The 12,262-nt window shown below is 72.0% G+C and carries 13 protein-coding genes; 5 read left to right on the top strand and 8 right to left on the bottom strand.

What is annotated here, in order from left to right; all coding sequences use genetic code 11:
* Positions 1 to 6: 6 nt before the first annotated feature.
* Both ABZT87_RS05120 and ABZT87_RS05115 read right to left on the bottom strand, forming a co-directional pair.
* Positions 7 to 1,578, bottom strand: a complete 1,572-nt coding sequence (locus tag ABZT87_RS05120) for a sugar transferase (protein ID WP_354857367.1) — start codon at positions 1,576 to 1,578, stop codon at positions 7 to 9.
* Positions 1,579 to 1,842: 264 nt separating this feature from the next.
* Complete coding sequence (locus ABZT87_RS05115) at positions 1,843 to 2,703, bottom strand: DNA-formamidopyrimidine glycosylase family protein (RefSeq protein WP_355133781.1); 861 nt, start codon at positions 2,701 to 2,703, stop codon at positions 1,843 to 1,845.
* Positions 2,704 to 2,727: 24 nt separating this feature from the next.
* Between ABZT87_RS05115 and ABZT87_RS05110 the strand changes: the two genes are divergently transcribed.
* On the top strand, positions 2,728 to 3,993 hold the full coding sequence (locus ABZT87_RS05110; RefSeq protein ID WP_355133779.1) for a glycosyltransferase: 1,266 nt from the start codon (positions 2,728 to 2,730) through the stop codon (positions 3,991 to 3,993).
* Between the two features lie 169 nt (positions 3,994 to 4,162).
* Here the strand turns inward: ABZT87_RS05110 and ABZT87_RS05105 are convergent, their stop codons facing one another.
* The 5 genes from ABZT87_RS05105 to ABZT87_RS05085 form a co-directional block, all read right to left on the bottom strand.
* On the bottom strand, positions 4,163 to 4,885 hold the full coding sequence (locus tag ABZT87_RS05105) for a CDP-alcohol phosphatidyltransferase family protein (RefSeq protein WP_355133777.1): 723 nt from the start codon (positions 4,883 to 4,885) through the stop codon (positions 4,163 to 4,165).
* The gene (locus ABZT87_RS05100; protein WP_355133775.1) at positions 4,860 to 5,927 is read right to left on the bottom strand and encodes an iron-containing alcohol dehydrogenase family protein; all 1,068 of its coding nucleotides are present in this window, start codon (positions 5,925 to 5,927) and stop codon (positions 4,860 to 4,862) included. Before ABZT87_RS05100 ends, ABZT87_RS05105 begins: the two co-directional genes overlap by 26 nt.
* On the bottom strand, positions 5,915 to 6,646 hold the full coding sequence (locus ABZT87_RS05095) for a phosphocholine cytidylyltransferase family protein (protein WP_007453659.1): 732 nt from the start codon (positions 6,644 to 6,646) through the stop codon (positions 5,915 to 5,917). The genes ABZT87_RS05100 and ABZT87_RS05095 overlap by 13 nt, the downstream gene beginning before the upstream one ends.
* A 79-nt stretch (positions 6,647 to 6,725) precedes the next feature.
* Positions 6,726 to 7,493, bottom strand: coding sequence for a hypothetical protein (locus ABZT87_RS05090; protein WP_354857323.1), 768 nt, complete (start codon positions 7,491 to 7,493; stop codon positions 6,726 to 6,728).
* Positions 7,490 to 7,636: a hypothetical protein gene (locus ABZT87_RS05085; protein WP_355133773.1), complete on the bottom strand. Its 147-nt coding sequence runs from the start codon at positions 7,634 to 7,636 to the stop codon at positions 7,490 to 7,492. The genes ABZT87_RS05090 and ABZT87_RS05085 overlap by 4 nt, the downstream gene beginning before the upstream one ends.
* A 114-nt stretch (positions 7,637 to 7,750) precedes the next feature.
* Between ABZT87_RS05085 and ABZT87_RS05080 the strand changes: the two genes are divergently transcribed.
* The 4 genes from ABZT87_RS05080 (at position 7,751) to corA (ending at position 11,337) form a co-directional block, all read left to right on the top strand.
* Positions 7,751 to 8,143, top strand: coding sequence for a CBS domain-containing protein (locus ABZT87_RS05080; RefSeq protein ID WP_354857317.1), 393 nt, complete (start codon positions 7,751 to 7,753; stop codon positions 8,141 to 8,143).
* 83 nt (positions 8,144 to 8,226) lie between these two features.
* Positions 8,227 to 8,685 carry an ester cyclase gene (locus ABZT87_RS05075; RefSeq protein WP_355133771.1) on the top strand — a complete coding sequence of 153 codons (459 nt, stop codon included), beginning with the start codon at positions 8,227 to 8,229 and terminating at the stop codon, positions 8,683 to 8,685.
* 106 nt (positions 8,686 to 8,791) lie between these two features.
* Positions 8,792 to 9,886, top strand: a complete 1,095-nt coding sequence (locus ABZT87_RS05070) for a PLP-dependent aminotransferase family protein (protein ID WP_355063471.1) — start codon at positions 8,792 to 8,794, stop codon at positions 9,884 to 9,886.
* Between the two features lie 302 nt (positions 9,887 to 10,188).
* Positions 10,189 to 11,337 carry a magnesium/cobalt transporter CorA gene (corA, locus tag ABZT87_RS05065; protein WP_354857309.1) on the top strand — a complete coding sequence of 383 codons (1,149 nt, stop codon included), beginning with the start codon at positions 10,189 to 10,191 and terminating at the stop codon, positions 11,335 to 11,337.
* A 103-nt stretch (positions 11,338 to 11,440) separates the two neighbouring features.
* Here corA and ABZT87_RS05060 read toward each other — a convergent pair whose 3' ends face one another.
* Positions 11,441 to 12,217: a hypothetical protein gene (locus tag ABZT87_RS05060; RefSeq protein WP_354857307.1), complete on the bottom strand. Its 777-nt coding sequence runs from the start codon at positions 12,215 to 12,217 to the stop codon at positions 11,441 to 11,443.
* Positions 12,218 to 12,262: the final 45 nt, after the last annotated feature.

Genomic DNA, 12,262 nt, shown 5'->3' with positions numbered 1-12,262 from the left:
TCCGCGCTAGTACGCGCCCTTGCGGGCGAGCACCACCCCGACGGTGCGCCACAGGATGCTCAGGTCGTACGCCAGCGACCAGTTGTCGACGTAGTAGAGGTCCAGCCGGACGGCCTCGTCCCAGGACAGGTCGGAGCGGCCGGAGACCTGCCAGAGACCGGTCATGCCGGGGCGGACCAGCAGGCGACGCCGCACGTCGCCCAGGAAGTCGCCGTCGTCGGCCGGCAGCGGGCGGGGCCCGACCAGCGACATCTCACCCCAGAGCACGTTGATCAACTGCGGCAGCTCGTCCAGCGACGAGGCCCGCAGGAAGCGACCCACCGGGAAGACCCGGGGATCCTGCTTCATCTTGAACAGCATGCCGTCGGTCTCGTTCTGGTCGGTGAGGCTGGCCAGCCGGTCCTCGGCGTCGACGTACATGGTCCGGAACTTCCACACCCGGAAGGTGCGCCCCTCGTGCCCCACCCGGGGCTGGCGGAAGAACACCGGCCCGGGGTCGGAGATGCGGATCGCCACGGCGATGGCGACGAAGAGGGGGATCAGCAGCAGCAGGCCCAGGCCGGCGGCGACCCGGTCCATCAGGTTCTTGGCCAGCAGCGCCGGCCCGGAGAGGGTCGGCTCCTCGACGTGCAGCAGCGGCAGACCCTCGATCGGCCGGATGTGCACCCGAGGGCCGGCGATGTCGGTCAACTGCGGCGCGACCACCAGGTCGACGCCGGAGCCCTCCAACTGCCAGGCCAGCCGGCGCAGTTCGCCCGGCTCGGCGCTGGCCGACCCGCAGACGGCGATGGTGTCCCCACCGACCTCGCGGACCAGGGCCAGGACGTCGCGGCCGGCATGCACCGGTACCGGGGTCGGCACCCCGCGGGCCGCCGCGTACCCGTCGGTGATGTGGATCGCGACCGGGACCAGCCCGGCGTTCGGGCTGCGGGTGACCGCCGCGTAGACCTCCAGGCACTCCGGCAGGGTGCCGACCAGCACCATCCGGTGTGCCGCCTGGCCGGCCCGCCGACGGATGTAGTGCAGCGCCCAGCGGGCGACGAAGCGGCCCCACAGGATCAGCAGGAGCGCCCCGAGCAGTGCCGTGCCGACCGTCCAGCGAGACAGCGCGGTCTTGGTGGCGAACGCGAGGAAGGAGACGCTGGCCGCGACCGTGACGGCGGCCCGGATGACCCGCTTGAACTCGTCCGGCCCGAGCCCCAGATAGCGCCGGTCGTACGCCCGGTTGCTCCAGAGGATGACCACCCAGCCGAGCGGCAGCAGCAGGTAGGAGACGGTGTGGAACCAGGTCGGATCCTGGTTGGTGCCGGAGAAGCCGGAGGCGGCCTGGTCGAAGAGCTGGATCGCGATCCAACTGGCGAACGCCGCCGCGCCGAAGTCGAGCAGCAGCAGGATGGCGGTGTAGGGGCGGTGCCAGCGGGAGACACGGCGTCGCGCCCTGGCCCACGCCGACCGAGGGACGCCGTTGTGTGACGGCGGCGTCGGCGGCTGGATCTCGAAGCTGTCGACGTGCCGCACGAGTCTGCTCCGGCCTTCGTTGGATACCGGGCGCTGGAGGCTTGCCGTCACCTCACCCATGTCCTCCCGCATGACACGGGCCGCTCACTCGGCGTGAGGGCCCGGGTCGCCCACCGTCCCAGTCTCCCACGCGGGCTCCGACCGGTCGTCGCCCCGAAGGAGATTGGCGACCGATGGTGCCGGCGGGATCTGGCCGGCTCCGCACCATTTCAGAAGCCGGGGACCGGGCCACTATACCGATGGATGCGCGTGTGGCGAGAACGGTGGACGGGAGCTTCGGCTCAGTCTGGCCGATTCCGCTCCGTAGTCGCCGAGTGCAATTACTCACCGTACAAGTCGGGACAACCTTCGGTCAGCGAGCGGCTTGCCGCCCGTCTGGCACGTCGCGCAGTACTGCAGGCTCGAATCGGCGAACGACACCTCGCGCACGGTGTCCCCGCAGACCGGGCAGGGCAGCCCGGTGCGGGCGTGCACCTTCAACCCGGACCGCTTCTCACCCTTCAGCTCGGCGGCACGCTGGCCGAGGGACCGCTCGACCGCGTCACCGAGCACCTGGCGGGTCGCCGCGTGCAGGGTGGCGAGTTGGGTGTCCGTGAGCCGGTCGGTGATCGCGAACGGGGACAGCTTCGCGGCGTGCAGGATCTCGTCCGAGTACGCGTTGCCCACCCCGGACAGCACCGACTGGTCGGTCAACACCCCCTTGACCTGTCCGCGCCGACTGCGCAGCCGCTCCGCGAAGGTGGGCAGGTCGGCGGCGAGCGCGTCCGGGCCCAGCTTGGCCACCCCCGGCACTGCGGCCGGGTCGGTGACCAGGTACGCGGCCAGCTTCTTCTGGGTGCCGGCCTCGGTGAGGTCGAAGCCGGAGCTGTCGTCGAGGCGGACGCGCACCGCGATCGGGCCCTTGCCGGGTCGCAGCGGCGTCGTGGCGGGAAACGCCTCCCGGTAGTGCAGCCAGCCCGCCCGGGCCAGGTGCACCACGAGGTGCAGATCACCCTCGACGACCACGTCGAGGAACTTGCCGTGCCGGCGGGCGTCGACCACCGCCCGACCAGCGACCGCGGCGGGTGCCGGGTCGTACGTCTTCAGGGCGCTGATCGCGGCGATCTCCAGCCGGTCGACACGCCGCCCCACCGCGCGCTGCCGCAGGTAACCCGCGAGCGCCTCAACCTCCGGTAGTTCGGGCACCAGCCAACGGTAGCCTTCTTTCCCGTGAGAATCGTGGTGGCGCACAACCGGTACCGGGAAGCTCAGCCCTCCGGCGAGAACACGATGGTCGACTCGGAGATCGCTCAGCTCACCGCTGCCGGCGTCGAGGTGCTGCCCTTCATCCGCAGCTCGGACGAGATCCCGTCGATGTCGAAGGCGGCCAAGGCGCTGCTGCCGATCTCGCCGATCTGGGCGCCGCGTGCTCAGCAGGACCTGAGCCGGCTGCTCACCGAGCACCGCCCGGACGTCCTGCACCTGCACAACCCGTACCCTCTGATCTCGCCGTGGGTGGTGCGGACCGCGCACCGGCACGGCGTGCCGGTGGTGCAGACGGTGCACAACTACCGGCAGGTCTGCTCGTCGGGGATCTACTTCCGCGACGGGGTGATCTGCCAGGACTGCAAGGGTCGGGCGCTGGGCGTGCCGGCGATCAAGCACCGGTGCTACCGCGACTCGACGGCGCAGAGCGCGCTGATGGCGACCACCCTGGCCGTGCACCGGGGCACCTGGCGCTCGGTGGACCGGTACATCGCGCTCACCACTGCCATCGCCGACCACCTCCGCGATTACGGCATTCCGGACGACCGGATCGTCGTGAAGCCGAATGCCGTACCCGATCCGGGCCGGCCGGCCCCGCTGGGCGACGGCTTCCTCTACATGGCCCGGCTCTCGCCCGAGAAGGGTGTCGAGCTGCTGCTGGACGCCTGGCGTCGCCATCCGGCGGGCACCCTGGGCACGCTCCGCGTGGCCGGTGACGGCGAGCTGCGCCCGCTGGTGGAGGCCGCCGCCGCCGAGCGACCCGACGTGGTCTACCTCGGTCAGCTCGACCGCGTCGGGGTACGCGCCGCCGTCGAGGCGAGCGCCGTGGTGATCGCGGCCTCGATGTGGCACGACGTGCTGCCGACCGTGATCATCGAGGCGCTGGCCAGCGGTCGGCCGGTGCTCGGCACCGCGTTGGGCGGCATTCCATACCTCGTCGGAGCGGACGCCCCGCACGAGCCCGCCGGCACCGGCCCGGCCGAGACCGCCTCGGCGGTCGCCGGGGGCGGCGGGCCGGTCATGCCGGCCGGGATCGGCCTCGGCGAGGCCGGCTGGGTGGTGGCTCCGGAGCCGGCCGCGCTGGCGGCAGCCCTGCCGGTGGCCCGGGCCGGCGCGTCCGGGCTCACCCTGGCCGCCCGCGCCCGCTACGAGCGGACCTTCCACCCGGACGTGGTCACCAAGCAGCTCATCGACATCTACGCGGGGATGGCCCACGCCGTAACGCCGTAACTCCGGAGCGCGGGAGGAGAGCACCTACTGTTCGCTCCCTTTGCTCTGCTTCAGCGGAGGAAACACCCGGTGTCCGGATATCGGACGCCACGTGTTTCCTGGGCTGAAGCAGAGCAAAGGAGGACTCGAACACCCTTGGCACCGGTCTGGGAGTGGCGCGGGCGGGAGGTCAGCGCAGGGAGGCGCGGGCCGAGAAGGCGATGCTGGCGAGCAGGAAGCCACCGTTGACGATCGTGAACGCGATGATCACCCAGAGGACCAGCGCGGGGGCCACGGCCAGCACCAGGGCGGCCACGAAGACCACCGCGCCGTAGTCGCGCACCAGCTTCACGAGGCGTACCGGCAGCGAGGTCGAGGTGACCATGCTGGCCGCGTTCGGGCCGGCCTGCATCACCGACGTCACCAGGTTGACCATCCAGGTGCCCGCGAAGGTCGCCACCAGCCAGGTCGGCGTCGACGGCTCCTGCGCCACGGCGGTGGCGGCCAGGGCGGCCACCAGGGCGATCTGCGCGGCCACGTCGCAGAGCACGTCGACGCGGGCGCCGGCCGCGCTGCCCTGGCCGGTCACCCGGGCGAGCTGCCCGTCCGCGCAGTCCAGGGAGTACGCGACCTGCCAGCCGACCAGGGCGAGCAGGCCGACCACCCAGGCCGGTACGTCCCCGTCGGCGACCGGCTCGGCGAGCGCCACCACGGTGACGGAGGTGGCCAGCCCGAGCACCAGGTTGGTGATGGTCAACGCGGTCGGGCGGAGCCCGAGGCGTTGCGCGACCAGCGCGAAGACGGCCCCCAGCCACTGGCTGATCGACTCGCTGAACAGGCCGCCACCCCGGTTCACCCGGTGGAAGTCGGCGACGGTGGGACGGGGGTCAGCCAAGCTGGTCGCGGATTGCACCGGCGTAGTCTGCCAGCCGCTCCCGCGTCTCGGTAGGCGACAGGGCCAGGTGCTCGAGGATCGTGTACCGGTCCGGTCGGGTACGCGGAGCGAACTGCACCGCCTCGATGAACTGGTCGTCGGTGAGCGTCACCTCGGCGGGGAGTCGGGGCAGGCCGTGCCGGGCGAGGCAGGCCGACATCTCCCCGAAGCGGCGCAGGTCTCCGCGCAGCCAGGTGCAGAACAGCGCACCCAGCCCGGCCAGCTCGCCGTGCGAGGCGGTGCCCGGAAAGAGCGAGTCGACCGCGTGCATGATCTCGTGGCAGCCGCCGCTGGCCGGTCGGCTGCTGCCGCAGACCGCCATCGCGAGGCCGCTGGAGATCAGCGCCTCGGCCAGCACGGTGACGAAGGCGTCGTCGGTCATGTCGCCCGGGTGGTTGAGCACCGCCTCGGCGCCCGCCCGGGCCAGCGAGGCGGCCAGCCCGTCGACCGGCTCACCGCGTACCTGCCGGGCCAGTTCCCAGTCGGCCAGGGCGCTGATGTTGCTGATCACGTCGCCGATGCCGGCCCGGTTGTGCCGGTCCGGGCCGCTCTCCACGAAGTCCAGGTCGACGATCACCGCGATGGGGATGTGCACTCCGTAGGAGCCCTTGATCCCTTCGGTGATGAGACTGGCCACCGGGGAGGCGATCCCGTCGTTGGCGAGGCTGGTCGCCACCGACACCATCGGCAGCCCTCGGCGGGTGGCCGCGTACTTGGCCACGTCGATCGTCTTGCCGCCGCCGATCCCGACCACCGCGTCGTACGACCGGGCGCGAAGTTTGCCGCCGAGGTCGTCGGCGGCGTCCAGGGTCGCCCCGGCGACCGTGAACACGTCGGCCGTCCGCAGCGACGGTCGGATCAGCTCCGCGATCTGCGCGCCCTGACCCGGGCCGACCACCACCGCGACGTCGCCCCCGGAGGAGATCCGCCCGTCGGCCAGGATCGCGCCCAGGTCGGCGACCGCCCCGCGTCGCACGTCGATGTGCAGCGGGGTGAGGACGCTCCGAGCTAGTAGCGGCACGCGATCTCCCGCGCGCGGGCCAGGTCGGCGTGGTTGTCGACCTCGACCCAGGGGACGTCGCCGATCGGCGCCGCCCGCACCTCCCCGCCCCGGTCGGCGAACTCCTGGTAGCCGTCCTCGTAGTAGAGGTTCGGGTCCCGCCGCCAGGTCGCCTCCAGCGCGTCCGCGAGCGCGTCGGCGACCTGCGGCTCGATCAGCGTCGCGCCGATGTACTCCCCGTACGCCTCGCCCGGATCCATGATCTTGGTGATCCGGGTGAGCTGGCCGGCGGCGTCGAAGGTGGTCTTCATCTCCTCCTCGGCCAGCGGCTTGAGGGTGTCCACGGCGAGCAGGATGCCCGGGCCGCGCTCGGCCAGGAGGGTCTTCTCGATGCTCACCGGGTGCACGGTGTCCCCGTTGACCAGCAGCACCCCGCGCGCGAAGTACTCCCGGGCCAGCCAGAGAGAGTAGGCGTTGTTCCACTCCTCGGCCTTGTCGTTGTGCACCAGGGTGAGCGTGACCCCGTACTTCTTCTCCAGGTCGGCCTGCCGCTCGCGGACCGCGTCCGCCGCGTAGCCGACCACGATCACGATGTCGGTGAGCCCGACCTCGGCCAGGTTGCCCAGCGCGATGTCCAGGATCGTCGTCTCGCCGTCCACCGGCACCAACGCCTTGGGCAGGGTGTCGGTGTACGGGCGCAGCCGTCGTCCCGCTCCGGCCGCGAGCACCATTCCGATCATCGCGACATCCTCCCTCGTCCTGCTCCCCGTCACCGGTGGAGGATAGCGCCGGCCGGCCGTGCCGCTCCGGCCAACCGGGTCAGCCGGGCAGCGCCGCCAGGTCGGCGAGCATGGTCAGCCGCTCCTGGGCGTCGAGCGCGGCGTACGGGCCGGCGGCCCGGCGGTCGGTCTCCAGCTCGATGGCGAGCCGCTCGGGGCCGGCGGGCAGGGCGGCGACGCTGGACGCGGTGTGTCCGGCGGCCGTCCAGGCGGCGGCGTGCGCGTCGGCCCGGTGGTAGCGCAGCGTGCCGAGCCGGTTGAGCAGCAGCACGCCGGGCGGGGTCCCGTCCGGCTCGTGCGGGGGCGCCAGCGCCGCGAACGCCGACCCGTTCCGGTCGCCGTCGGTGTCGGCCAGCACCAGGGCGTACGTCAGCAGCCGGCCGAGCGCTGCCACGAGCCGGGTGACCCGTTCGTCGTGCCCGGCCCACAGCTCCTCGGTGACCTCGGCGTGCACCTGGTACAGCTCGGTGAGGAAGGCGGTGCCCCGCTCGGTGGCGGAGAGCGCCCCGTCCGGGCGGCGGTGGAGCATGCCGTACGCCACCTGCTTGTCCACGGCCCGGCGGACCGTGACCGGGTCGGCGTAGCGGGTGATCGCCGCGAAACCCGGCCCGTCGACGGTGCCGCCCGGCGCGGCGAGCCGGGTGCGCAGGTCCACCAGGAAGCCGTTCGCCGTCGGCCCGCCGTACCGCTGGCTCAGCTCGGCGCCGCCACCGTCGCGGCCGGCCAGCATGCCGGCGCGGAACGTCCGGTCCACGGCCGGGGCGAGCAGCCCGGCGATCCGGTGCGGCGCCAGCTCGACGGTGTTCACCGATCGATCGACCGCAGGACGGCGAAGCCCTCCTCCGCGATCCGCCGGATCAGACCCCGGACCAGGAAGTCGTACTCGATGCGGGCCAGGCCGTCGTGGTCGACGATCAGCGCGCCGGCGCAGCGCAGGGGCTCGGTGGACACGCTTCGACAGTAGCGAGCGGCCCGGCATTGCGACGATGCCCGGTCTTGTCCCGGAAACATCCACCGACGACCATGTGCGTACCGAATGCCACCGTCCCAAAGGGGTGATGTGTGATGCAGGTACGGGAAGCGATGTCCAGCCAGGTCCTCGTCGTCGGTCCGGAGCACACGCTGCGTCAGGCGGCCCGGATGATGTCGGCCCGCGGTGTCGGGTCGGCGGTCGTGATCGACCCGGACTCCGAGGGCGTGGGGATCATGACCGAACGCGACGTGTTGAAGGCCATCGGCGCGGGCCTCGACTGCGACACCGAACGCACCGGCGCCCACCTGACCTGGGACGTGGTCTACGCGGGGCCGGAGTGGACGGTTGCCGAGGCCGCCGCCGCGATGGCCCGGGGCGGCTTCCGGCACCTGGTGGTGCTCGACGGCCGGGAGGTGGCCGGGGTGATCTCGGTTCGGGACATCATGCGGGTCTGGGCGGAGAGTCAGGTGGCCGCCACGACCTGACCCGCGCAGGTGTGCCAGGCCGGATCGACGGGTAAGGATCCCTCGCGGGCGCGGAGATGCCGTGGCCCGCGGGGGAGGGCCCGATGCGTGACGCGGAGCGCCTGGTCGAGCAGCAGTACGCGATGCTTCTGCGGCGGGACGTGGCCCGGCTGCCGGACCTGTACGCCCCGGAGGCGTTCTACGCCATGCCGGGTGTCACGGTCCGGCCGATCGAGCTGCCCGCGCTGCTGCGCACCTGGACGGGCGCTTTCGCCGACCTGCGGGTCGACCCGTTGGGCGTGGTGCGCACGTCCGGCGGCGCGGCCGTGGAGCTGCGCCTCACCGGCACCCACACCGGCACGCTGCACTCGCCGTACGGCACCGTCGCTCCGACCGGCCGTTCGGTGAGCTGGGAGGTTGCCGACGTGGTCCGGGCACGCCGGGGTCGGATCGTCGCATGGCGCTCCTACTTCGACTGGAGCCAGCTCCTCGACGCGCTCGGCGTGCAGTTTGAGGGCCTTTCCCGGGCGACGCAGCACGACTCGCTCGCACTTCCGGTCTGATCTGACGGCGACCGGCCGACCCGGGTCACCCGTCCCGGTGGCTCAGGATGCGGACATCGCCGTGCCGTCCGCGCGTCCCCCGCCGCCGCCCGTACGCTCAATATCCATGACCGCCGAGCAGCTGATCTCCTTTGCCCGTGGGGCGCCCTCGCTGGACATCGTCGATGTCGAGGGGCTCAAGGCCGCCGCCGTACGCGCCTTCGACGCCGACCCCGCGGGGGTCACGGCGTACGGCACCTCCGTCGGTTACCTTCCGCTGCGAAAGTGGATCGCCGAGAAGCACGGGGTGGAAGCCAACCAGGTGCTGGTCACCAACGGCTCGCTCCAGGCCGACGCCTTCCTCTTCGACCACCTGGTCCGTCCCGGCGACGCGGTGGTGGTCGAGCGTCCGACGTACGACCGCACGCTGCTCAACCTTCAGCGGATGGGCAGCGAGCTGCACGGCATCTCGGTCCAGCCGGACGGTCTGGACACCGCCGAGCTGCGCAAGCTGCTGGAGTCCGGGGTCCGCCCCCGGCTCGCGCACGTCATCCCCAACTACCAGAACCCGGCCGGCATGACCCTGTCGCTGGAGAAGCGCCGCGAACTGCTCGACCTGGCCGCCGAGTACGAGTTCACGATCTTCGAGGACGACCCGTACGCGGACATCCGCTTCCGCGGCGAGGCGCTGCCGTCGATGCTCTCGCTGGACACCCGCAACGTGGTCGTGCACGCGTCGAGCTTCACCAAGACCGTCTGCCCGGGCGTGCGGGTCGGCTATCTGGTCGGTCCGGCGGATCTGATCGCCGACATCGCCAAGAACGCGACGAGCCTCTACATCTCACCCGGCATGGTGTCGCAGGCGATCGTGCACCAGTTCTGCGTCTCCGGCGACATCGACCGCTCGATCGAGACCGTTCGGGCGGCGCTGGGCGAACGCGCCCGGGTGCTGGCCGAGTCGCTGCGCCGGCACCTGCCGCAGGCGCGGTTCGTGGAGCCCGACGGCGGCTACTTCCTGTGGGTGGAGTTCCCCGAGGACGTGCTGGTGGACCGGCTCGCCCCGGCGGCGGCCGAGCGTGGTGTCGCGGTGGTCAAGGGCAGCGACTTCGTTCTCGACGGTGGGCGGCACGCCCTGCGGCTGGCCTTCTCGGCCGTGACGGCCGACAAGATCGACGAGGGTGTCCGGCGGCTCGCGGCGGCCGTCGAGGCTGTCCGGAGCTGATTTCTGTCGGGTTCCCGACAGAACGACAATGCCGGCCGTCCCGGGACTCCCCAGCGGGCGGCCGGCGGCTCACAATGCTGCGAGCGTCACCCGTCAGGTGTAGCGGGGGTCACCCCGCCGCCACCTCGGGCACGCGTGCAGCACAACCCCCGCCCCCACGGGCGCCGGGTGGGCCGTGTCGTCCTTCACCCCCCGATGCGGCCCGGCCCGCCCGGCGCCGCACCCGCGACCGCCGTCACACCTGCCGGTGGCGACCACCGGCGTAGCCTGCAAGCCGCAGGCGAGCGCGGGGAGGTGTCGCGATGACGGATCGGGCAGAGCGGGGCCGGACGGTCCCGCTGAACACGTCCCGGGTGCTGCGACCCCGGGCCTGGCCGTCCCCGGTCCGGGCGGTGACCAGGATGCTCAACGCCGACGGATCGCCGCCCACTCCGGCCCCCACCGGCGCCGGCCGCAGCGGGGTGGTCGACTGCGCGCTCTACATCGACGGCAAGCGGCAGCCCGGCGACTGGAACTACGCGGACGCGTTGGAGGCGGCACGCCGGGAGGAGCACGGCTTCGTCTGGATCGGGCTGCACCAGCCGGAGCTGGCCGAGATGTCCGCCATCGCGGAGACGTACGGCCTGCACGAGCTGGCCGTCGAGGACGCGGTGAAGGCCGAGCAGCGGCCCAAGCTGGAGCGGTTCAACGACGTCAGCTTCCTGGCGCTGCGCACCGCCCGGTACTGCGAGCACACCGAGTTGACCGAGACCTCCGAGGTCGTGGAGACCGGTCAGGTGATGCTCTTCATCGGCCCGAACTTCCTGATCAGCGTCCGGCACGGGGACGCCTGCCGGCTCTCCCCGGTCCGCGCCGACCTGGAGACCAAGCAGGAGTTGCTGCTCCAGGGCCCGTGGGCGGTGGCGTACGGCGTGACCGACCGGGTGGTCGACCTCTATCTGGAGGTGGCCGAGCAGCTTGAGGACGACCTGGATCAGCTTGAGGCCGAGGTCTTCGACCGCAACAGCCACGGCCGGATTCAGCGGATCTACCAGATGAAGCGGGAGCTGGTGGAGTTCAAGCGGGCGGTGATCCCGTTGCAGCGGCCGCTGATGAACCTGACCTCCCAGGTCAACCGCGATGTGCCCAAGGAGATCCGGCGGTACTTCCGGGACGTGCAGGACCACCTGAGCCGCACCGTCGAGCAGGTGAACTCGTACGACGACCTGCTGAACTCGATCCTGCAGGCGCGGCTGGCCCAGGTCACCGTCGACCAGAACAACGACATGCGCAAGATCGCCGCGTGGGCGGCCATCGCCGCGGTCTGGACCTCCATCGCCGGCGTCGAGGGCATGAACTTCGACAACATGCCCGAGCTGAAGATGACGTACGGCTATCCGGTGGCCCTGGCTCTGATGCTCGCTGTCTCCCTGGCCCTCTACCGCTGGTTCCGCCGCAACGGCTGGCTCTGACCCGCGACGGCGCGGGCCGGCGCGAAAGGCTCTGAGACGCGAAAGCGCCGGCGAGCGGGGTGAACCCGCGTCGCCGGCGCTCGCTGCGCTGCTGTGTCGGGGGTCAGCGGCGGCCGTTGGTGCGGGCGGTGTCCTTGCCCAGGGCCTTGGTGAGGTCGTCGGTCGGTCGCCCGGAGACGTCCGTGGCGCCCTCGGCGACCGACGGGACCTTGCCGGTCGGGCGGACACTGGTCGGCGTGGCCGTGCCGGTGGTGCTGGCGCTGTCGCCGCCGGCCACCGCCGAGCTGCCGGCGCCGGTCATCCCGGCCATGGCGGACCCGTCGGTCCCCTTGGTCGCGCCCGGCGCGGCCGGCGTCTGCACCTCGATCGACTCGACCTCGTCGCGCATCGGCTCCAGGGTGCGGGTCGGGTCGTACTCCGCCCACTCCTGCTGCTCCCGGCGGCGACGCAGGGCGACCGCACCGGCCAGGCCGGCGATGGCGCCCGCGGCCAGCAGGCCGGTCATCATCGAGCCGCGACGGCGCGGCTGCTTCTTCTTACCGGTGATCCGCATGGTCTTCGACTTGGCCTTCCTGGTCAGCGGCCCTGCCTGCGTGGCGCCGTCCCGGGCCGCCGCCGCCAGCGGTGCCAGCGTGGTGAGTGTGGTTCCCCAGCCGGTCGACGCGCGGTCGCGCACCTTCACCGCGGCCGGCCCGACGTAGCCCCGGGCCACCTGGACCCGCGGACCGACGGTCGCGCCCGCGCCCTTGGCCGCGTGGTTGGCTGCCTGCATCAGGTGGCTGATGCTCTGGTTCAGCTCTGCCTTGGCGAGCTGGCCCTGGGACTGACGCCGCCCGAATCCAAACACGGTCCTACCTCCTGGGAGTTGTTCCTTCGTCATCCTCCACCTTCGGATGCCTCCGCACTGCCAGATCGGGCACATGGG

The organism is Micromonospora sp. NPDC005237 (assembly GCF_040607775.1).
Classification (GTDB): Bacteria; Actinomycetota; Actinomycetes; order Mycobacteriales; family Micromonosporaceae; genus Micromonospora.
Note: the sequence above shows the minus strand (reverse complement) of the source record. Positions and strands in the feature narration are given on the sequence as shown.